Source organism: Streptomyces sp. NBC_00335 (assembly GCF_036127095.1).
GTDB lineage: Bacteria > Actinomycetota > Actinomycetes > Streptomycetales > Streptomycetaceae > Streptomyces.
In genome coordinates, this window is the sequence record NZ_CP108006.1 from 6,545,511 (window position 1) to 6,566,897 (window position 21,387).

17 protein-coding genes are annotated in these 21,387 nt (G+C 71.1%); 13 read left to right on the forward strand and 4 right to left on the reverse strand.

Annotated features, from left to right (window positions below; genetic code table 11):
- Positions 1–13 precede the first annotated feature (13 nt).
- Positions 14–715: a maleylpyruvate isomerase family mycothiol-dependent enzyme gene (locus OHA37_RS29700; RefSeq protein ID WP_266909628.1), complete on the reverse strand. Its 702-nt coding sequence runs from the start codon at positions 713–715 to the stop codon at positions 14–16.
- A 188-nt stretch (positions 716–903) separates the two neighbouring features.
- Here OHA37_RS29700 and uvrA point away from each other — a divergent pair, with 188 nt between their 5' ends.
- On the forward strand, positions 904–3,882 hold the full coding sequence (uvrA, locus tag OHA37_RS29705) for an excinuclease ABC subunit UvrA (RefSeq protein WP_266909630.1): 2,979 nt from the start codon (positions 904–906) through the stop codon (positions 3,880–3,882).
- Positions 3,883–4,013: 131 nt separating this feature from the next.
- Here uvrA and OHA37_RS29710 read toward each other — a convergent pair whose 3' ends face one another.
- Positions 4,014–4,664, reverse strand: a complete 651-nt coding sequence (locus OHA37_RS29710; protein WP_266909632.1) for an NAD(P)-dependent oxidoreductase — start codon at positions 4,662–4,664, stop codon at positions 4,014–4,016.
- Between the two features lie 98 nt (positions 4,665–4,762).
- Between OHA37_RS29710 and OHA37_RS29715 the strand changes: the two genes are divergently transcribed.
- Positions 4,763–5,368, forward strand: coding sequence for a TetR/AcrR family transcriptional regulator (locus OHA37_RS29715; protein ID WP_266909634.1), 606 nt, complete (start codon positions 4,763–4,765; stop codon positions 5,366–5,368).
- On the opposite strand, the gene OHA37_RS29720 is transcribed toward OHA37_RS29715, so the two are convergent.
- Entirely contained in the window at positions 5,343–6,242 is a 900-nt protein-coding gene (locus OHA37_RS29720) for a carbohydrate kinase family protein (protein ID WP_266909636.1), read from the reverse strand. The two genes, OHA37_RS29715 and OHA37_RS29720, sit on opposite strands and share 26 nt — an antisense overlap.
- 114 nt (positions 6,243–6,356) lie before the next feature.
- Between OHA37_RS29720 and OHA37_RS29725 the strand changes: the two genes are divergently transcribed.
- Positions 6,357–6,779 carry a Rieske (2Fe-2S) protein gene (locus OHA37_RS29725; RefSeq protein WP_266909638.1) on the forward strand — a complete coding sequence of 141 codons (423 nt, stop codon included), beginning with the start codon at positions 6,357–6,359 and terminating at the stop codon, positions 6,777–6,779.
- Between the two features lie 26 nt (positions 6,780–6,805).
- Here the strand turns inward: OHA37_RS29725 and OHA37_RS29730 are convergent, their stop codons facing one another.
- Positions 6,806–7,849 carry a hypothetical protein gene (locus tag OHA37_RS29730; protein ID WP_266909640.1) on the reverse strand — a complete coding sequence of 348 codons (1,044 nt, stop codon included), beginning with the start codon at positions 7,847–7,849 and terminating at the stop codon, positions 6,806–6,808.
- 239 nt (positions 7,850–8,088) lie between these two features.
- Between OHA37_RS29730 and OHA37_RS29735 the strand changes: the two genes are divergently transcribed.
- The 10 genes from OHA37_RS29735 (at position 8,089) to tpiA (ending at position 21,252) form a co-directional block, all read left to right on the forward strand.
- On the forward strand, positions 8,089–8,739 hold the full coding sequence (locus OHA37_RS29735; protein WP_266909642.1) for a papain-like cysteine protease family protein: 651 nt from the start codon (positions 8,089–8,091) through the stop codon (positions 8,737–8,739).
- 4 nt (positions 8,740–8,743) lie between these two features.
- Positions 8,744–9,565: a hypothetical protein gene (locus tag OHA37_RS29740; protein ID WP_266909644.1), complete on the forward strand. Its 822-nt coding sequence runs from the start codon at positions 8,744–8,746 to the stop codon at positions 9,563–9,565.
- Between the two features lie 96 nt (positions 9,566–9,661).
- Positions 9,662–11,695, forward strand: coding sequence for an excinuclease ABC subunit UvrC (gene uvrC / locus OHA37_RS29745; RefSeq protein ID WP_266909646.1), 2,034 nt, complete (start codon positions 9,662–9,664; stop codon positions 11,693–11,695).
- Complete coding sequence (rapZ, locus tag OHA37_RS29750; RefSeq protein ID WP_266909648.1) at positions 11,692–12,687, forward strand: RNase adapter RapZ; 996 nt, start codon at positions 11,692–11,694, stop codon at positions 12,685–12,687. Before uvrC ends, rapZ begins: the two co-directional genes overlap by 4 nt.
- Positions 12,684–13,754: a gluconeogenesis factor YvcK family protein gene (locus tag OHA37_RS29755; RefSeq protein WP_266909650.1), complete on the forward strand. Its 1,071-nt coding sequence runs from the start codon at positions 12,684–12,686 to the stop codon at positions 13,752–13,754. The genes rapZ and OHA37_RS29755 overlap by 4 nt, the downstream gene beginning before the upstream one ends.
- Positions 13,745–14,746 carry a DNA-binding protein WhiA gene (gene whiA / locus OHA37_RS29760; protein WP_112449750.1) on the forward strand — a complete coding sequence of 334 codons (1,002 nt, stop codon included), beginning with the start codon at positions 13,745–13,747 and terminating at the stop codon, positions 14,744–14,746. Before OHA37_RS29755 ends, whiA begins: the two co-directional genes overlap by 10 nt.
- Before the next feature lie 188 nt (positions 14,747–14,934).
- A complete protein-coding gene (locus tag OHA37_RS29765) occupies positions 14,935–17,892 on the forward strand; it encodes a M14 family metallopeptidase (protein WP_266909652.1) in 2,958 nt (985 codons plus the stop codon).
- A 208-nt stretch (positions 17,893–18,100) separates the two neighbouring features.
- Positions 18,101–19,105 carry a type I glyceraldehyde-3-phosphate dehydrogenase gene (gene gap, locus OHA37_RS29770; protein WP_243338363.1) on the forward strand — a complete coding sequence of 335 codons (1,005 nt, stop codon included), beginning with the start codon at positions 18,101–18,103 and terminating at the stop codon, positions 19,103–19,105.
- A 140-nt stretch (positions 19,106–19,245) separates the two neighbouring features.
- The gene (locus OHA37_RS29775) at positions 19,246–20,457 is read left to right on the forward strand and encodes a phosphoglycerate kinase (RefSeq protein ID WP_266909655.1); all 1,212 of its coding nucleotides are present in this window, start codon (positions 19,246–19,248) and stop codon (positions 20,455–20,457) included.
- A 6-nt stretch (positions 20,458–20,463) separates the two neighbouring features.
- On the forward strand, positions 20,464–21,252 hold the full coding sequence (gene tpiA / locus OHA37_RS29780; protein WP_266909657.1) for a triose-phosphate isomerase: 789 nt from the start codon (positions 20,464–20,466) through the stop codon (positions 21,250–21,252).
- The last annotated feature ends 135 nt before the right edge of the window (positions 21,253–21,387 follow it).

Here is a 21,387-nt window from a genome sequence, read left to right on the forward strand (position 1 = left end):
GGTGTCGTCCGGGCTAGAGCGGGGGCAGCTCGGGGAGGTGGCCGCCTTCGATGAGGGTGAGGTGCGCGCCGCGGTCCCCGCGGCCCGCGAGCCAGCCGAGCAGCTCGTCGCGGGTGCCGGCCAGGGTGATGGGCGCACCCTCCGTGCCGCCGGTGTGCCAGAGGGGTCCGGTGCCGTCGTACCCGAGCCACAGGGTGACCGGCGGGACCTCCGGGCGGCCCGACCAGCGGTCGGCGAGGAAGGCGATCTCGCGCTCGGCGAACTCGTCCGGGAGGTCGGACAGCTCGTAGCCGATGTTCAGGTCGACGTGGTGCAGCTCGACCTCGATCAGGCGCCGGAAGGGCACCCGGGCCGCCGTGTCCGTGACCCCGTTGCGCAGTTCCACGGTGCGGGTCCAGTCCTGCGGGCGCTCGGCGACGGCCTGCCAGCGGTCCGCGGAATTCCGGACGTCCTCGAGCTGTTCCAGCAGGGGACGCACCGCGTCGCGCTCGATGTCGGATTCCCGGGAGGTGGCGCTCTCGTACATCGGGCGGCCTTCGAAGACCTCGACCAGGGCGTCCGCGTTCCGGGCGAGGTGCGCCAGGACGTGGCCGCGGGTCCAGCCGGGGAGAAGTGACTCTTCGGCCAGCTTCGCGTTGTCCAGCTTCGCGACCGCGGTCAGCAGTCGATCGGTGGCCTCGTGAACGGATCGCAGGTCGTGCGCATGATCAGTCATGCGGCCGAGCCTAGTGGCCGTGGGGCCCTCGCCACACGATCGGGTGAAGAGGGCTGCGGAGTGCCGAAAATCGAATGCACGTGCTATACGCTCGGAGTCCAGTCTCCCACTCCACCGCAGAGGCGCCCCCCAATACCCTTGGGACGGGGGCCCGTGCCCCCGCTCTCTCAAGAAAGGTGCGGACCGGCGTGACCGACCGTCTCATCGTTCGTGGCGCTCGCGAGCACAACCTCAAGAACGTCTCTCTTGACCTGCCGCGCGACTCGCTCATCGTCTTCACCGGACTCTCGGGGTCGGGCAAGTCCTCCCTGGCCTTCGACACGATCTTCGCCGAGGGTCAGCGCCGCTACGTCGAGTCGCTGTCCTCCTACGCCCGCCAGTTCCTCGGGCAGATGGACAAGCCCGACGTCGACTTCATCGAGGGCCTCTCCCCGGCCGTCTCCATCGACCAGAAGTCCACCTCGCGCAACCCCCGCTCCACCGTCGGCACCATCACCGAGGTCTACGACTACCTCCGCCTGCTCTTCGCGCGCATCGGCAAGCCCCACTGCCCCGAGTGCAGCCGGCCGATCTCGCGGCAGTCGCCGCAGGCGATCGTCGACAAGGTGCTCGCCCTGCCCGAGGGCAGTCGCTTCCAGGTGCTCTCGCCGCTGGTGCGCGAGCGCAAGGGCGAGTTCGTCGACCTCTTCGCCGACCTCCAGACCAAGGGCTACAGCCGGGCCCGGGTGGACGGGGAGACGATCCAGCTCTCCGAGCCGCCCTCGCTGAAGAAGCAGGAGAAGCACACCATCGAGGTGGTCATCGACCGCCTCACCGTCAAGGACAGCGCCAAGCGCCGGCTGACGGACTCCGTGGAGACCGCCCTCGGGCTGTCCGGCGGCATGGTGATCCTGGACTTCGTCGACCTCGCGGAGGACGACCCCGAGCGTGAGCGGATGTACTCCGAGCACCTCTACTGCCCGTACGACGACCTCTCCTTCGAGGAGCTGGAGCCGCGCTCCTTCTCCTTCAACTCGCCCTTCGGCGCCTGCCCCGAGTGCACCGGCATCGGTACGCGCATGGAGGTGGACCCGGAGCTGATCGTCCCGGACGAGGACAAGTCCCTCGACGAGGGCGCGGTCTCGCCGTGGTCGCTCGGCCACACCAAGGACTACTTCCAGCGGCTGGTCGGCGCGCTCGCCACGGAGCTCGGCTTCCGCACCGACATCGCCTGGGCGGGGCTGCCGCTGCGGGCGAAGAAGGCCCTGCTGTACGGCCACAAGACGCAGATCGAGGTCCGCTACCGCAACCGGTACGGGCGCGAGCGGGCCTACACCACGGCCTTCGAGGGCGCGGTGCCGTTCGTGAAGCGCCGTCACTCGGAGTCCGAGAGCGACGCCAGCCGCGAGCGCTTCGAGGGCTACATGCGCGAGGTGCCGTGTCCCACCTGCCAGGGCACCCGGCTCAAGCCGATCGTGCTCGCGGTGACGGTGATGGACCGCTCGATCGCCGATGTCGCCGCGATGTCGATCAGCGAGTGCGCGGACTTCCTCGGGCGCCTCAAGCTCGACGCCCGCGACAAGAAGATCGCCGAGCGGGTCCTCAAGGAGGTCAACGAGCGGCTCCGCTTCCTCGTCGACGTCGGCCTGGACTACCTCTCGCTCAACCGCGCCGCCGGCACCCTCTCGGGCGGCGAGGCCCAGCGCATCCGCCTCGCCACGCAGATCGGCTCCGGCCTGGTGGGCGTGCTGTACGTGCTGGACGAGCCTTCGATCGGCCTGCACCAGCGGGACAACCACCGGCTGATCGAAACCCTCGTCCGGCTGCGCGACATGGGCAACACCCTCATCGTCGTCGAGCACGACGAGGACACCATCAAGGTGGCCGACTGGGTCGTCGACATCGGCCCGGGCGCCGGTGAGCACGGCGGCAAGGTCGTGCACAGCGGCTCGTTGAAGGAGCTGCTGAAGAACCCCGAGTCGATCACCGGCCAGTACCTCTCCGGCAAGCGGTCCATCCCGCTCCCGGACGTGCGCCGCCCCGTGGACCCCTCGCGCAAGCTCACGGTCCACGGCGCCAAGGAGAACAACCTGCGGGACATCGACGTGTCCTTCCCGCTGGGCGTGCTCACGGCGGTGACGGGGGTATCGGGCTCCGGCAAGTCCACGCTGGTCAACGACATCCTCTACACGCACCTGGCCCGCGAGCTCAACGGCGCGCGGTCGGTGCCGGGGCGGCACACGCGGGTGGACGGCGACGACCTCGTCGACAAGGTCGTGCACGTGGACCAGTCGCCGATCGGCCGGACCCCCCGGTCCAACCCGGCCACGTACACCGGTGTCTTCGACCACGTCCGCAAGCTCTTCGCGGAGACGATGGAGGCGAAGGTGCGCGGCTATCTGCCGGGCCGCTTCTCCTTCAACGTGAAGGGCGGCCGCTGCGAGAACTGCTCCGGCGACGGCACGATCAAGATCGAGATGAACTTCCTGCCGGACGTGTACGTCCCGTGCGAGGTCTGCCACGGCGACCGGTACAACCGGGAGACGCTGGAGGTCCACTACAAGGGCAAGTCCATCGCCGAGGTCCTGAACATGCCGATCGAGGAGGCCGCGGGCTTCTTCGAGGCGGTCCCGACGATCTCGCGGCACCTGAAGACGCTGAACGAGGTGGGGCTCGGGTACGTCCGCCTCGGCCAGTCGGCGCCGACGCTCTCGGGTGGTGAGGCGCAGCGCGTGAAGCTGGCCTCTGAGCTCCAGAAGCGCTCGACGGGGCGGACGGTGTACGTCCTGGACGAGCCGACGACGGGTCTGCACTTCGAGGACATCTCGAAGCTGATCAAGGTGCTGTCGGGGCTGGTCGACAAGGGCAACACGGTGATCGTCATCGAGCACAACCTCGATGTCGTCAAGACCGCCGACTGGGTCGTGGACATGGGTCCCGAGGGCGGGTATGGAGGCGGCCTCGTCGTCGCCGAGGGCACGCCGGAGCAGGTCGCCTCGGTGGGCGCGAGCCACACGGGCAAGTTCCTGCGGGACATCCTGGGCGCGGACCGCATCTCCGACGCCGCGGCCTCGGAGCCGGCCCGGCCGGTGAAGAAGGCGGCCGCGCGGAAGAAGGCGGCGGCTCCCGCCAAGAAGGCGGCGGCCCCGGCCGCCGCGAAGAAGGCGACGCGGGCCCGCAAGGCGTAGCCCCCGGGCGGGGCTGGATCGTGCGCCGATGCCGGCCGAGATCCAGCCCCGCGCAGCGGTACGCCCGCCGGGCCCGCGCAGTGGTACGCCCCTAGCCCCGCGCAGCGGCACGCCCCCCCCCCGGCCTGCGGCTACGCGGCGACGCCGATGGTGTGGCCCGACGTCGAGGGGTCGGACAGGGTGGTCAGGAGGGCGTCGGCGACGTCCGCCCGGGCGATCACCTTGCCGCCCGGAACGTTGGCGTCGACCGCTCGCCGGTACGTCCCCGTGTGCGGCCGGTCCAGCAGCCGCGGCGGCCGGATCACCGTCCACTGCGTACGGCTCGCGGCGATCGCCGCCTCCATGACCGTGAGGTCCGCGTACACGTCCCGCAGCGCCCTGCGCAGCAGCGGGTACACCACGACCCGGGTGAGAGCCCCGTCCTGCGGCGTGAGCGGACCCAGCGGCGCCGCGCTGACCGCCGACAGGCGGCTCACCCCGGCCCGGTCCATCGCGGAGACGATCGACCGCAGGGCCGGTCCCGCGATCGGGGTGAGCCTGGCCTGCTTGTTGCTCGTCGGGCCGAGCGCGGAGACCACCGCCTCCTGACCCTCCAGCACCGGAACGAGCGCGTCCTCGTCGGAGAGGTCCCGCACCACCGCCACCCGCAGCCGTTCGTGCGCCGGTACGTCCAGCCGCGCCGGGTCGCGGACGACAGCCGTCACCTCGTGACCCGCTTCGAGCGCCTGCCGCACCACCTCGTGGCCGACCCCGCCCGTGGCTCCGAACACCGTGAGTTTCATCTTGACTCCCACATTCATGTGACGCATGACGTGTGACGCATGGCGTATGTGGGGGTGGGTGAGTACTCACTCACCCCCACTTCCGTTATGGTGAGTGAATGCTCACCCCAAAGTCAAGCCGGTCCACCCCGGAGCGCCTGCTCGATGCCGCCGAGACCCTGATGCGCACCGCCGGTCTGGCCAACGCCACCACGAAGGCCATCGCCCGTGAGGCGGGCTGCTCGGAGGCCGCGCTCTACAAGTACTTCGCGAACAAGGAGGAGCTGTTCGTCCGCGTGCTGATGGAACGCCGCCCCAACGCCGGGGCGATGATGGCGGCGCTGACCGGCGACCCGGGGGAGCAGCCGGTCGAGGAGCGGCTGACCGAGATCGCCCGGTACGCCTCGCTCTTCTACGCCGAAGCCATGCCCATGTTCGGCTCGCTCTTCGCCGATCCCGTCCTGCTCACCCGCCACCGCGAGGGCGTACGGAGCATCGGCGCGGGTCCCCACGTGGTGCTGGAGGCCCTCACCGGCCACCTGTTCCGCGAGCTCGAACGCGGCCGGCTGCGCCCCGACGCCGACCCGGCCGCCGCCGCCGCGCTGCTGCTCGGCGCCTGCTTCCAGCGGGCCTTCTTCCTGCACTTCTCCGGGCCCGACACGGTCGGGCCGGTCGAGGAGTTCGCCCCCGCGGTGGCCGCTACGGTGTGGGCCGCGCTGCGCTGAGCTCGCGGGCGTACGGAGGCTCCGCGCCGGCCCGGGTGCAGGTCAGCGCGGCCGCCGCGGCGGCATAGGACAGCACCTCGGGCCAGTCCACCGGGCCCGGGCCGCCCGCGCCGGCCGCCAGCCGGTGCAGCAGGGCCGCGTTCACGGTGTCGCCCGCGCCGATGGTGTCCACCACCGCGACCCGGCGTGCGGGCACCGAGTGCTCCGCGCCCTCCCGCGTCCACACCGTCAGGCCGCCGGCGCCCCGGGTGAGCACCACCGCCGAGGGCCCGGCCGCCAGCCAGTCGCCGGGGCGGCCGCCCAGCCACGCCGCGTCCTCCTCCGACAGCTTCAGCACGCCGACGTGCGGCAGCCAGGACAGGAAGCGGGCCCGGTAGGCGGCCGGGTCGGCGATCAGCGCCGGGCGGATGTTGGGGTCGAGCAGGGTCGCCAGCCCGCGCCCGGCTTCCCGGCGCAGCAGGGACTCGTAGGCGCTGGCCCCCGGCTCCAGCACCAGCGAGCAGGTGCCGAGCGCGAGGGCCCGTACCCCCTCGGGGAGCGCGGGCGGCAGCCGGAACAGCCGGTCGGCCGTGCCCTCGACGTAGAACCCGTAGGCCGCCGAGCCGTCCGGGGCCAGCGAGGGCACCGCCAGCGTGGTCGGCTCCGGTCCGCGCTGGACCAGGGAGAGGTCCACCCCGGCCGTGCGCAGCCCGTCGAGCAGCGAGGCGCCGAAGCCGTCCGTCGAGATCCGGGAGCAGAAGGCGGTCCGCACGCCGAGCCGGCCCAGCGCGATGGCGGTGTTGTACGGTCCGCCGCCCGGCCGCGGCAGCAGGGCGCCCGGCGGCCCTTCGACGGGCACCAGGTCGATCAGGGCTTCTCCACCGACGACGATCACGCGGGGGAAGGTATCCCATCGGGCGCGGGTATCGTCGGGTGGGCCCGCCGGGCCCGGCCGTGCCGATCCCGGCCCTGCCGCATCCGCACCCCGCCCTCATTCCAGGAGTACCGCATGTCCGCCTCGCAGTCCGCCGCCCGCCGTACCGTCCTCAAGGGCGCCGCCGCGATCGTCGGAGCCGTCGGCGGCGGCGCTGCGCTCACGGCCTGCTCCACCGAGACCAACAGCGGCTCCGGCTCCCCGGCGGTCCCCGCCGAGCTCGGAGCGGCGACCGAGGTGCCGGTCGGCGGCGCGAAGCTGTTCCGGGAGAAGAAGCTCGTGGTCAGCTGCGCGGAGGCGGGCCAGTACAAGGCCTTCAGCGCCCAGTGCACCCACTCCGGCTGCGTACTGGACAAGATCGTCGAGGGCGAGGGCAACTGCCCCTGCCACGGCAGCCGCTTCGACGTGACCACGGGCAAGGTGCTGCGCGGCCCGGCCACCGACCCGCTGCCCGAGGTCCCGGTGAAGGTCGAGGCCGGCAAACTCGTCGCCGGCTGACGGGGCGGGCCGCGTCGCACCGGCGCTCACTCCCAGTCCCAGCCGATCCCCAGGATCCCGCGCCGCACCCCCTGCTCCACCAGGTGCACGGCCCGGTGCGGTCCGCTCGGGTTCAGGTCCGCGAGCCGCCCGCGCGGCGCGTCCGGCCCGCTGCGCGTGAAGCGGCGGCAGCGCACCGGCAGCGCCGCCTCGTCGAAGCGGACCTGGAGCACGTACTGCCCGCCGGTGTAGCTGAAGCCGCGCACGTACTCGGTGCTGCGGCCGGCCGTGCCGTCCTCGAAGCCGTAGCCGAAGACGTACGTGTCCCCGGCCCGCAGCCGGGCGTCGAAGAGCAGCTCGGCGACGACCAGCTCCGCCTCGGGGTGGCGGCGGATCCGCCCGGTCCGGCAGTTCTCGTCGGCCCGGACCCGGATCCGCTCCGGATCGCAGCCCGGGTCGCCGTGGTGGACCGCGATGTAGCGGTCGACCCCGTCGCGGTGGGCCCGTACGACGTGCTGCGATTCACGGCCCAGCAGCTCCCCGGCGGGCCCGATCCGCACCCGCTCGTGGTGCCCGACGGTGTGCAGGCCGCCGTCGGCGGGCAGTTCCATGCCGGCCAGCAGCTCCTCCACGGCCGCGCCCACGCTGAACAGCGCCCGGTACGAGCGCGCGGGCGGCCGGGCCGTCCCCGGAGCGGCGGGATCCGGCGCGGCCAGCAGCCGCAGCAGGGCGCCCTCGGGCAGTTCCAGGATCTGCTCCAGGGCCCGTACGGCCTTCAGGGACTCGGGGCGGCCCGGCCGCCGGGCGCCCTGCTGCCAGTAACTGAGGCTGGTCACCCCGAGCTTGATGCCGCGGGCGGCGAGCCGGTGCTGCACCCGGTGCAGGGGCAGGCCGCGTGCGGTGAGGGCGGCGCGCAGCGCGAGGTGGAAGGGGCCCTCGCGCAGCAGGTGCGGCAGGTCCCGGGCGGCCTGCGCGCGGGCGTTGTCCGAAGGGGGGCCGGCCGGAGGGGAGCCGTCCGACGGGGGGCCGGCGCGATGGGAGCCGTCCGGAGGGGGGCCGGCCGAGAAGGTGCCGTTCGCGCTCGACCGCATGGCGGTTCCTCCTGTGAACGTTCACGCGACGGGGTGCGGGCGGTCCGGCGGGTGACGCCCGTGGTCCCGGTGGGTCCAGGTGGGGTGACGGCGGACGTTCACACTCTGGCCCCACCGTTCACACCTCGATGTCACGCCGTATTGAAGCGTGTTGACCTGTTCCCGACAACACCCTGATGCTCCTCCACAGCGTCCGGACGCGCTCCTCCACCCCCACTCCCCACATCGGGAGGAACGCGATGCGCCACACGACCCGGCGGCTCACCCTGGCCGCCTTCATCACCGCCCTGCTCAGCGCCCTGCTCGCCTTGCCCACCGCTGCCGCCACCGCCGCCGATGCCGCCGCCGGTACGGGCACCACGACCGCCATCTCCTCCGCAGCAGCCGCACCCGCCGAGGCCACGGCCCTGGCCTCCAAGCGGCTGAACATCACCATGCAGGCCCAGCAGAAGACCAACTGGTGCTGGGCCGCCGGAGGCAACACCATCGCCACCTGGTTCGGCCGCACCTACAGCCAGAACCAGTTCTGCAACGCCGCCTTCAACCGCCAGCAGGGCTACGACTGCCCCAACAACCAGGCCACCCTCGGCAACGTGCAGACAGGCCTGCGCTGGGCCGGCATCAACTCCGGCTCCTACGTGAACGGCTGGCTCCAGTACTCCACCGTCCAGACCGAGATCAACGCCAACCGCCCGATCGAGACCCGCATCCAGTGGTCCAACGGCGGTGGCCACATGCACGTGATCTACGGCTACGACACGGCGAACAGCTGGGTGTACTGGGGAGACCCGTGGCCCTCCAGCGACCGCTACAACTGGGCCTCCCACGCCTGGTACGTGGACAACAGCACCTTCTCCTGGACCCACTCGCTCTACCGGATCGGGGCGTGACCCCATGGCTTCCCGCCTCATGAACGGCCGCCTCGCCGCCGCGGCCGTCGCCGCGACCGCCGCACTGGCCCTGGCCCCCACCCAGGCGTCCGCGGCGCCCGTACCGCAGCCCCAGAACGTGACCGCCGAGAACCTGGCCGCCGCGGGGCGGACGGCGGCGGCCCCCGACACCCTCGCCACCCTGTCCCGCTTCTTCGCCCGCGAGGGCAAGGTCTCGCTCGCCGCCGCGCAGCCCCGCATCGAGGGCGAGACGGTGCCCGTGCACTACCTCTCGCCCGAGTTCGTCGCGGGGAAGGCCGGCGCGAGCGTGGCCCGGCTGGAGTTCCTCGCCAGCAAGGCCGTCTCCTCCGACGGACAGCAGGCCGCCCTGTGGACCGCGCGGACCGCGGCGGGCTGGCAGGTGGTGAACATCGCCACCGGCGACGACGAGTTCCGCTACGCACAGCTCGGCGCGGCGAAACTCCCCGGCGGGACCGTGTTCCGCGAACCGCAGATCGACGCCTGGTACGTGGCCGGCGGCGAGCGGGTGCTGCCCCTGGACGAGGACGCGGCCACGGCCGTGGGCGCGCGGGGCACGAGCCTGGCCGCCTACCGCACACGGGTCGTGAAGGCCTACGGGGACAAGCTGCCGGGATCGGCCTACGGCAAGTCCGGGAAGGCCGGTGGCTTCGCCCCCACGGAAGCCACGGCCACGACAACCACCGCATCGCCGACGTCCGCCCTCGCCGGACTCCCGATGGCCGCCGGAGCCGTGGCTCTGGCGCTGGGCGCGGCCGGCGCGGTGGCCGCCCGGCGTGCCCGGCGGCAGCGGGTGGTGCGGGCGTAACCACCCGAGGGGCCCGGCCGCCCGGCCGCCTGCCGGGCGGCCGGGCCCTGCGGGGCCGGGCCCCGCTTGTCGGCGGGCGACAGTAGGGTGGCTGGCATGGCCGACCCTTCCAGCTACCGCCCCAAGCCGGGACAGGTTCCCGACTCCCCGGGGGTCTACAAGTTCCGCGACGAGCACCGCCGGGTGATCTACGTCGGGAAGGCCAAGAGCCTGCGCCAACGGCTGGCCAGCTACTTCCAGGACCTCTCCGGGCTGCACCCGCGCACCGCCACCATGGTGACCACGGCCGCCTCCGTCGAGTGGACCGTGGTCTCCACCGAGGTGGAGGCGCTCCAGCTCGAATACTCCTGGATCAAGGAGTTCGACCCGCGGTTCAACGTCAAGTACCGGGACGACAAGAGCTACCCCTCCCTCGCCGTCACCATGAACGAGGACTACCCGCGGGTCCAGGTCATGCGCGGGCCCAAGAAGAAGGGCGTGCGCTACTTCGGCCCGTACGGGCACGCCTGGGCCATCCGCGAGACCGTCGACCTGATGCTCCGGGTCTTCCCCGTCCGCACCTGCTCCGCCGGGGTGTTCAAGCGGTCCGCCCAGATCGGCCGCCCCTGCCTGCTCGGCTACATCGGCAAGTGCTCCGCGCCCTGCGTCGGCCGGGTCACCCCCGAGGAGCACCGCGAACTCGCGGAGGACTTCTGCGACTTCATGGCCGGCCGCACCGGCACCTACCTCACCCGCCTCGAACAGCAGATGCACGAGGCCGCGGAGGAGATGGAGTACGAGAAGGCCGCCCGGCTGCGCGACGACATAGGGGCCCTGCGGCGGGCCATGGAGAAGAACGCGGTCGTGCTCGCCGACGCCACCGACGCCGACCTGTTCGCCGTCGCCGAGGACGAGCTCGAAGCGGCCGTGCAGATCTTCCACGTCCGCGGCGGCCGGGTCCGCGGCCAGCGCGGCTGGGTCACCGACAAGGTCGAGGCCGTCGACACCGCCGGGCTCGTCGAGCACGCCCTCCAGCAGCTGTACGGGGAGGAGAAGGGCGAGGCCGTCCCCAAGGAGGTGCTGGTCCCGGCCCTCCCCGAGGACACCCCGGCCCTGAGCGAGTGGCTCGCCGAGCGGCGCGGCTCTCAGGTGAGCCTGCGCATCCCGCAGCGCGGGGACAAGAAGGCGCTGATGGAGACCGTCCACCGCAACGCCCAGCAGTCCCTCGCCCTGCACAAGACCAAGCGCGCCGCCGACCTCACCACCCGCTCGCGGGCCCTGGAGGAGATCGCCGAGGCGCTGGAGCTGGACGGCGCGCCGCTGCGCATCGAGTGCTTCGACATCTCCCACCTGCAGGGCGACGACGTCGTGGCCTCCATGGTCGTCTTCGAGGACGGGCTGGCGCGCAAGGGCGAGTACCGGCGCTTCCAGATCAAGTCCTTCGAGGGGCAGGACGACGTCCGCTCCATGCACGAGGTGGTCTCCCGCCGCTTCCGCCGCTACCTCCAGGAGAAGCTGAAGACGGGGGAGTGGTCCCCCGAGTCCCCCGGGGCCGCCGCGGGCGGGGAAGTCGAACAGGACACGCCCGAGGACGACGGGCGCCCCAGGCGCTTCGCCTACCCGCCGCAGCTCGTCGTGGTCGACGGCGGGCAGCCCCAGGTGGCCGCCGCCAAGCGGGCCCTGGAGGAGCTGGGGATCGACGACGTCGCCGTGTGCGGCCTCGCCAAGCGCCTGGAGGAGGTCTGGCTGCCCGGGGAGGACGACCCGGTGGTGCTGCCCCGCAGCAGCGAGGGCCTGTACCTGCTCCAGCGGGTCCGTGACGAAGCCCACCGGTTCGCCATCCAGTACCAGCGCAACAAGCGGGGCAAGCGTCTGAAGGCCGGCCCCCTCGACGAGGTCCCCGGGCTCGGCGAGAGCCGCAGGCTGGCCCTGATCAAGCACTTCGGTTCGGTGAAAAAGCTGAGACAGGCGACAATCGATCAGATCTGCGAGGTCCCGGGCATAGGCCGCAAGACGGCCGAGACCGTGGCCGTGGCCCTCGCCCAGGCGGTTCCCGCCGGCCCCGCCGTCAATACGGCGACCGGCGAGATCATTGAGGATGAGACCCCCGCGTCCGCGGGAGCAGCATCCGATCGGGGGACCGAGCAATGACCGAGCGCGAAACCCGCCGCGACCGAGGATCCGAGCAGGATTCCGGAAGTGACATCGCATCCGAGTACGACCGAGACGGAGCACAGGTGAGTACGGGCACGACAGTGGAGCCCGGAGATACCGCCGAGGCGGCCATCCCCGAGCTGGTGATCATCTCCGGTATGTCCGGCGCCGGCCGCAGTACGGCGGCCAAGTGTCTGGAAGACCTCGGCTGGTTCGTCGTCGACAACCTCCCGCCCGCGCTGATCACCACCATGGTGGAACTCGGCGCCCGCTCGCAGGGCAACGTGGCGCGCATCGCCGTCGTCGTCGACGTCCGAGGCCGCCAGTTCTTCGACGCACTGCGCGAATCCCTCGCCGACCTGGAGACCCGCGGGGTCACCCGGCGGATCGTCTTCCTGGAATCCTCGGACGACGCCCTCGTCCGCCGCTTCGAGTCGGTCCGCCGCCCGCACCCGCTCCAGGGCGACGGACGCATCGTCGACGGCATCGCCGCCGAGCGCGACCTGCTGCGCGAGCTGCGCGGCGACGCCGACCTGGTCATCGACACCTCCAGCCTCAACGTGCACGAGCTGCGCGCCAAGATGGACGCCCAGTTCGCCGGCGACGAGGAGCCCGAGCTGCGGGCCACCGTCATGTCCTTCGGCTACAAGTACGGACTCCCCGTCGACGCCGACCTCGTCGTCGACTGCCGCTTCATCCCCAACCCGCACTGGGTCCCGGAGCTGCGCCCCTTCACCGGCCTGAACGAGGAGGTGTCGGGCTACGTCTTCAGCCAGCCCGGCGCCAAGGAGTTCCTCGACCGCTACACCGAGCTGCTCCAGCTCATCGCCACCGGCTACCGCCGCGAGGGCAAGCGGTACGTGACCATCGCGGTCGGCTGTACCGGCGGCAAGCACCGCAGTGTCGCCATGTCGGAGAAGCTCGCCGCCCGCCTCGCCTCCGAAGGAGTCGAGACCGTCGTCGTCCACAGGGACATGGGGCGCGAGTGACCGGACGTACCATGCGGCTCCGCCGCCTGCGCCGGCTCACCACCGGCAAGGGCGAGGACGGCGCGGTCCGCACCGGCCTGCGCCGGGGGGAGGTCCCCGAGGTGGCCGCGCCCAAGGTCGTGGCGCTCGGCGGCGGCATGGGCCTCTCGGCCTCGCTGACCGCCCTGCGCCGGATCACGGGCGAGCTGACCGCCGTCGTCACGGTCGCCGACGACGGCGGCTCCAGCGGCAGGCTGCGCGAGGAGCTCGGCGTCCTGCCGCCCGGGGACCTGCGCAAGGCGCTGGCCGCGCTGTGCGGTGACGACGACTGGGGCCAGACCTGGGCGCGGGTCATCCAGCACCGCTTCCAGTCCCAGGGCGACCTGCACGAGCACGCCGTGGGCAACCTGCTGATCGTCGCGCTGTGGGAACAGCTCGGCGACCCCGTCCAGGCCCTGGACCTCGTCGGCAAGCTGCTCGGCGCCCAGGGCCGGGTGCTGCCGATGTCGGCGGTCCCGCTGGAGCTCCAGGCCCTGGTCAAGGGCCACGATCCGGCCCGTCCCGAGGACGTGGACACCGTACGGGGGCAGGCCACCGTGGCACTGACCCCCGGCGAGGTGCTCTCCGTACAGGTGGTGCCGAGCGACCCGCCGGCGGTGCCGGAAGCGGTCGCGGCGGTGCTCGACGCGGACTGGGTCGTGCTCGGTCCGGGGTCCTGGTTCTCGTCGGTGATTCCGCACCTGCTGGTGCCCGAATTGCTCGACGCGCTGGTCGAGACCAAGGCGAGAAGGGTGCTTTCGCTGAACCTCGCACCACAACCCGGAGAAACAGAGGGCTTCTCTCCGCAGCGTCATTTGGAGGTTTTGGCCCGACACGCCCCTAAACTCGCCCTGGACGTGGTGCTTGCCGATCAGGCTGCCGTGCCCGATCGCGAGTCCCTCGCCGATGCCGCAAAACGGTTCGGTGCCGCGGTCGAGCTGGCGCCGGTCGCCAGGCTGGACGGCTCTCCGAAGCACGATCCGGAGCTGCTGGCCGCCGCGTACGACCGTATTTTTCGGATGCATGGAAGGATCGGCCCATGGCGATGACGCCCGCGGTGAAGGATGAGATCGCCCGCCTGCCTGTCACCCGCACCTGCTGCAGGAAGGCGGAGGTCTCGGCGATCCTTCGGTTCGCGGGCGGGTTGCACCTGGTGAGCGGCCGGATCGTCATCGAGGCGGAACTGGACGCGGGGATCGCGGCCCGCCGCCTGCGCAAGGACATTCTGGAGATCTTCGGACACTCCTCGGATCTGGTGATCATGGCTCCGGGCGGTCTGCGCCGGGGCAACCGGTACGTGGTCCGCGTGGTCGCCGGCGGCGACCAGCTCGCCCGCCAGACCGGCCTCGTGGACGGCCGCGGCCGTCCGATCCGGGGTCTGCCCCCCCAGGTGGTCTCCGGGGCCACCTGTGACGCCGAGGCGGCCTGGCGCGGGGCCTTCCTGGCCCACGGCTCGCTGACCGAGCCGGGGCGCTCCTCCTCCCTGGAGGTCACCTGCCCCGGCCCGGAGGCCGCCCTGGCCCTGGTCGGAGCCGCCCGCCGGCTCTCCATCGCCGCGAAGGCCCGTGAGGTCCGCGGCGTGGACCGGGTCGTCGTACGGGACGGGGACGCCATCGGCGCCCTGCTGACCCGGCTCGGCGCCCACGACTCGGTGCTGGCCTGGGAGGAGCGGCGGATGCGGCGCGAGGTGCGCGCCACCGCGAACCGCCTCGCCAACTTCGACGACGCCAACCTGCGCCGCTCGGCGCGGGCCGCGGTGGCCGCCGGAGCCCGGGTCCAGCGTGCGCTGGAGATCCTGGCCGAGGAGGTCCCGGAGCACCTCGCCGCGGCCGGCCGGCTGCGCATGGAGCACAAGCAGGCCTCCCTGGAGGAGCTGGGCGCGCTCGCCGACCCGCCGCTGACCAAGGACGCGGTCGCGGGCCGGATCCGCCGCCTGCTGGCGATGGCCGACAAGCGGGCCCAGGACCTCGGCATCCCGGGCACCGAGTCGAACCTCGACCTCAGCGACAGCGAGGAGCTGGCCGACAACATGGCCGGCTGAGGCCGCGCGGACCGGACGCAGGTCCGGTCGGCGCAAAGCGTGCTACCGAAAGGGGCCCGCACGATCACTCGTGCGGGCCCCTTTTCGGTATGCCCCATTGACATGAGCATGGGCTGATCGTGAGCCTGTCGTCCGAAGCTTTCGTGGCAGACGGGAGCTTTCGTGGCAGACGACGCCCAGGGGGGCACATGAGGCACCGCGCGAGATCGATCCTCGCCGCAAGCGCATTCGTCTTCGGCACCACACTCGCCGCACTACCCGCAGCGGCCCAGGCCCAGCCCGGTCCGGCGGACAAGTCCGCCGCCGACGAGGTACGGGTCTACGACGCTGACATCACCAAGGAGCAGGTCCCGCTGGTCCTGGCGGCCGGCCAGGACGCGCACGAGCTCACCGAACGCGCCCCGGAGACCGGGACCGCCAAGGTCGAGCTCTTCCTCACCGGCGGACAGGCCGAGGACCTGACGGCTCAGGGGATCAAGCTCGCCGAACGCAAGATCGGGGCCAAGGCCGCCGCCCGCTCGCTGGCGGCCGGCGACGGGGTCTTCCGCCCGTACAGCGGCAAGGGCGGGCTCCAGGAGGAGATCCTGCGCACCGCCCAGGAGAACCCGGGCCTCACCAAGGTCGTCTCCATCGGCAAGACCGTCCAGGGCAAGGACATCCTCGCCCTGAAGGTCACGAAGAACGCCAAGAAGTCCAGGGACGGCGGCAAGCCCTCGACGCTGTTCATGTCCAACCAGCACGCCCGCGAGTGGATCACCCCGGAGATGACCCGGCGGCTGATGCACCACACCCTGGACAACTACGGCAAGGACCCGCGGATCACCAAGCTGGTGGACTCCACCGAGCTGTGGTTCCTGCTCTCCGCCAACCCGGACGGCTACGACTACACCTTCGCCCCCGACGGCCAGCGGCTGTGGCGCAAGAACCTGCGCGACAACAACGCCGACGGCAAGATCACCGCGGGCGACGGCGTCGACCTCAACCGCAACTTCGCCTACAAGTGGGGCTACGACAACGAGGGCTCCTCGCCCAACGAGTCGAGCGAGACCTACCGCGGCGCCAAGGCCGCGTCCGAGCCCGAGACCGTCGCCCTCGACAGGTTCGAGAAGCGCATCGGCTTCGACTACGGCATCAACTACCACTCCGCGGCCGAACTGATCCTGTACGGCGTGGGCTGGCAGGTGGCCACCCCCACCCCCGACGACGTCGCCTACAAGGCGCTCGCCGGCACCCCGGAGAACCCGGCGGTCCCCGGCTACTACCCGCAGGTCTCCTCCGAGCTCTACACCACCAACGGCGAGGCCGACGGTCATGCCGCCAACGCCAACGGCATGATGATGTTCACGCCGGAGATGACCACCTGCCAGACGGCCTCCGGGATCGACCCCGACGACCAGTGGAAGCCCGAGGACTGCGCCTCCGGCTTCAACTTCCCGGACGACGAGAAGCTCATCCAGGCCGAGTTCGCCAAGAACATCGCCTTCGCGCTCTCCGTGGCCGAGAGCGCCGAGCGGCCGGACCAGCCGAAGTCCTCCCTCGGCCTGACCGCCGCGGACTTCACCCTCGACCCCTTCACCACCTCCTACGCGGCCCGCGGCGAGGACCAGGAGGTCGCCGTCACGGCCCGCAAGGCGCTGAAGGACAAGGAGCTCAACTACCGGATCAACGGCGGCCGCACCCACGACGAGGACCTCGAAGCCTGGAAGGGCGGCGAGGTCTACGGCGGCGACGACAACAACTGGTTCGACGAGTACCGCGCCGAGGTCGAGGGCGCCAGGCCCGGCGACAAGGTCGAGGTCTGGTTCACCGGCCGCGACCGCGGCAAGCAGGTCTCCAGCGAGCACTTCACGTACACGGTGGCCACGCGGCCCCGCGCCGACGTGCTGGTGATCGCCGAGGAGGGCGCACCGGCGCAGCACGCGCAGTCCTACGTCGACGCCCTGCGCGCCAACGGCAAGAGCGCGGCGGTCTGGGACGTGGCCGTCCAGGGCGCCCCGCACCACCTCGGAGCCCTCTCCCACTTCCGTACGGCCGTCCACTACACCGGGGCCAAGTCCCCGGGCGGCGACACGCAGCTGGCGGTGCGCGACTTCCTCAACGAGGGCGGCAAGCTGATCGAGGCCGGTGAGCTGGCGGGCGGCAACGCCCAGGTCGGCCGCGCCGTGACCAACGACTTCAGCCAGTACTTCCTCGGTGCCTACGGCCGCGCCGGGGTCACCGGCCCCACCGGCTTCACCGGCGCGGGCACCCTGACCGGGGCCAACGGCGCCCTCGGCAACGCCACGGGCAACCCGCTCGACCGCCCGGGCTCCTACACGGTCACCTCCGACACCCTGCCCGCGGCGCAGTTCCCGCAGTTCAAGAGCGCGCAGTCGGGCCAGTACGCCGGAGTCGTGAACCCGTACGCCCCGTACGCCGGCGCCTCGATGGCCTCGGCCACGCACGCGGACGACGACTGGAAGCGCCTCACCCGCACCATCGACCTCACCGGGGTCACCGCGGCCGACCAGCCGAAGCTCAAGATGGCGCTGAACTGGAACACCGAGGAGGGCTACGACCACGCGGTCCTGGAGTCGCGTACCGCGGGCGGCGACGACTGGACCACGCTGCCCGAGGCGAGCGGCCTGACCACCACCACCGTTCCGGAGGAGTGCGGGGCCGGGTTCTTCATCAACGGCCACCCGTTCCTGCGCCGCTACCTCACCCTGGACGCCGGCGGCTGCACCCCGCAGGGCACCAGCGGCACCTGGAACTCCTTCACCGCCTCCTCGGGCGGCTGGAAGCAGGTCTCCTTCGACCTCAGCGCGTACGCGGGCAAGACCGTCGAGGTCTCCCTCGCCTACATCACCGACCCGGGCTCGGGCGGCCGCGGGGTCTTCGCGGACGAGGCCCGCGTCTCGATCGGCGGCGCCGACCAGGCGACCGAGGGCTTCGAGTCCTCGTTCGGCGTCTGGACCGCCCAGGGCGCACCTGCCGGAAGCCCCGATGTTCCGGGCGATTGGTCCCGGTCGGGCGAGCTGTTCAAGTCCTACGCCTCCGTCACTACGCGTGACACCGTGCTCCTGGGCTTCGGCCTGGAACACGTGCCGGCGGCGGCCGACCGCGCCGTACTCGTCGGTAAGGTGCTCCGCTCGCTGAACCACTGATCAGAGCCCCCGACCGGGCTCACCGTGAGTGACCGGGCACAAAGTCCCCGAGGTCCCGTACTCGTCTTGGAGTGCGGGCCTTCGGGGCGTGTCACACGATGGTCGATGTCACTCCGAAGCTCACGGAGAGGTAGTGTCGTAAGCGGTCGGGGACATCCCATACAGCTCGCTGGCGGACAGGCCGGCGCACCAACGAGGAGATCGGTTCGTGACGATCCGCGTAGGCATCAATGGTTTTGGCCGAATTGGCCGCAACTACTTCCGGGCGCTCCTGGAGCAGGGAGCGGACATCGAGATCGTCGGTGTCAACGACCTGACTGACAACGCAACCCTGGTTCACCTCCTCAAGTACGACACGATCCTGGGCCGTCTCAAGGCCGAGGTCAGCCACACCGACGACACCATCACCGTCGGTGGCAACACCTTCAAGACCTTTGCCGAGCGCGACCCCGCGAACCTCCCTTGGGGCGAGCTGGGCGCCGACATCGTCATCGAGTCGACCGGCATCTTCACGAAGAAGGCCGACGCCGCCAAGCACATCGCGGCCGGCGCGAAGAAGGTCCTCATCTCGGCTCCGGCCAAGGACGAGGACATCACGATCGTGATGGGCGTCAACCAGGAGAAGTACGACGCGGCCAACCACCACGTCATCTCCAACGCCTCCTGCACCACCAACTGCGTGGCGCCGATGGCCAAGGTCCTCCTGGAGAACTTCGGCATCGTCAAGGGCATGATGACGACGGTCCACGCGTACACGAACGACCAGCGCATCCTGGACTTCCCGCACTCGGACCTGCGCCGGGCGCGCGCGGCCGCCGAGAACATCATCCCGACCACCACGGGTGCCGCCAAGGCCACCGCGCTGGTCATCCCGGAGCTGGCGGGCAAGCTCGACGGCATCGCGATGCGCGTCCCGGTCCCCACGGGTTCCGTGACCGACCTGGTCATCGAGCTGGAGCGCGAAGTCACCAAGGACGAGGTCAACTCGGCCTTCCAGAAGGCCTCTCAGGGCCAGCTCAAGGGCATCCTGGACTACACCGAGGACGCGATCGTCTCTTCCGACATCGTGAACTGGCCGTACTCCTGCACCTTCGACTCCTCCCTGACGATGGTCCAGGGCAAGAGCGTCAAGGTCATCGGCTGGTACGACAACGAGTGGGGCTACTCCAACCGCCTCGTCGACCTGACCGTGTTCGTCGGCGGTCAGCTCTAAGCACCAAGACAGGCACCACGAAGTGAGCACCGGGGCTCGGGCAGCGCGATGAAGCGCTGTACGGGCCCTGTTGCTTGCCTCGTACCCCTCTCGCCCCGCACGGGTAAAGTCCTGGGCTGGGAAAAGGAGTAGAAAACAGCATGAAGACGATCGACGAACTTCTCGCCGAGGGCGTGTCCGGCAAGCGTGTCTTCGTACGCGCGGACCTGAACGTGCCGCTCTCGAACGGTGAGATCACCGATGACGGCCGCATCCGCGCCGTGCAGCCCACCATCGCGAAGCTCGCCGAGGCCGGCGCCCGCGTGGTCGTGGCCTCGCACCTGGGCCGCCCCAAGGGCGCCCCGGACCCGGCCTTCTCGCTGGCGCCCGCCGCCGCCCGCCTCGGCGAGCTGCTCGGCACGGACGTCGCGTTCGCCACCGACACCGTGGGCGCCTCCGCCAAGGAGACCGTCGCGGCCCTCGCCGACGGCCAGGTCGCCGTCATCGAGAACCTGCGCTTCAACGCGGGTGAGACCGCGAAGGACGACGCCGAGCGCGGCGCCTTCGCGGACCAGCTCGCCGAGCTGGCCGACATCTACGTCGGCGACGGCTTCGGCGCTGTCCACCGCAAGCACGCCTCGGTCTTCGACCTCCCCGCGCGCCTCCCGCACGCGGCCGGCTACCTCATCGCCACCGAGGTCGGCGTCCTGAAGAAGCTGACCGCCGAGGTCAAGCGCCCGTACGTGGTCATCCTCGGCGGCGCCAAGGTCTCCGACAAGCTCGCCGTCATCGACGAGCTGCTCGGCAAGGCCGACCGCCTCCTCATCGGCGGCGGCATGGCGTACACCTTCCTCTACGCCAAGGGCTACGAGGTCGGCATCTCCCTGCTCCAGAAGGACCAGGTGGACGTCGTCAAGGAGTACATGGAGCGCGCCGAGAAGAACGGTGTCGAGCTGGTCCTCCCGGTCGACATCCTCGCCTCCAAGGACTTCCCGGACCTGAAGACCAAGGCCCCGGCGGACTTCATCACCGTCGACGCGGACAAGATCCCCGCCGACCAGGAGGGTCTGGACATCGGTCCCAAGACCCGTGAGCTGTACGCCTCGAAGATCGCCGACGCCGAGACCGTCTTCTGGAACGGCCCCGTGGGCGTCTTCGAGCACCCCGACTACGCCGGCGGCACCCGCGCCATCGCGCAGGCCCTCGTCGACAGCAACGCCTTCACGGTCGTCGGCGGTGGCGACTCGGCCGCCGCCGTGCGCACGCTGGGCTTCGACGAGAACGCTTTCGGCCACATTTCGACCGGTGGCGGCGCCTCCCTCGAGTACCTCGAGGGCAAGACGCTCCCCGGCCTCGCCGCACTGGAGGTCTGAACCCTGATGACTGAGAACACCGCCGGCCGTACCCCGCTGATGGCGGGCAACTGGAAGATGAACCTCAACCACCTCGAGGCCATCGCCCACGTCCAGAAGCTCGCCTTCGCCCTGGCCGACAAGGACTACGACTTCGTCGAGGTCGCGGTCCTGCCGCCCTTCGTCGACCTGCGCTCGGTCCAGACCCTGGTCGACGGCGACAAGCTGAAGATCAAGTACGGCGCCCAGGACATCTCGGCCCACGACTCCGGTGCCTACACCGGCGAGATCTCCGGCCCGATGCTCTCGAAGCTGAAGTGCACGTTCGTGGCCGTCGGCCACAGCGAGCGCCGCCAGTACCACGGCGAGAACGACGAGATCTGCAACGCCAAGGTCAAGGCCGCCTACAAGCACGGGATCACCCCGATCCTGTGCGTCGGCGAGGGCCTGGACATCCGCAAGGCCGGCCAGCAGGTCGAGTACACGCTGAAGCAGCTCGACGGCGGACTCAAGGACGTCCCGGCCGAGCAGGTCGAGTCCATCGTGATCGCGTACGAGCCCGTCTGGGCGATCGGGACCGGCGAGGTCGCCACCCCCGATGACGCGCAGGAGGTCTGCGGTGCCATCCGCGTCCGCCTCGCGGAGCTGTACTCGCAGGAGCTGGCCGACAAGGTCCGCATCCAGTACGGCGGCTCGGTCAAGTCCGGCAACATCGCCGCGATCATGGCCCAGCCCGACGTCGACGGCGCCCTGATCGGCGGCGCGGCGCTGGACGCGGACGAGTTCGTGAAGATCGTCCGGTTCCGCGACCAGTGACGTTCATCGTGAGTATGCGGTAGGACGGATCCGTCGTACCCTTGCGGGGGCCAGCAGGCTGAACCAGCCGCTGGCCCCCGTGCTCGTAATCGGCAATGCGGGAAAGCCGGAAAGCCAGTAAGCCCAGAAAGTAGG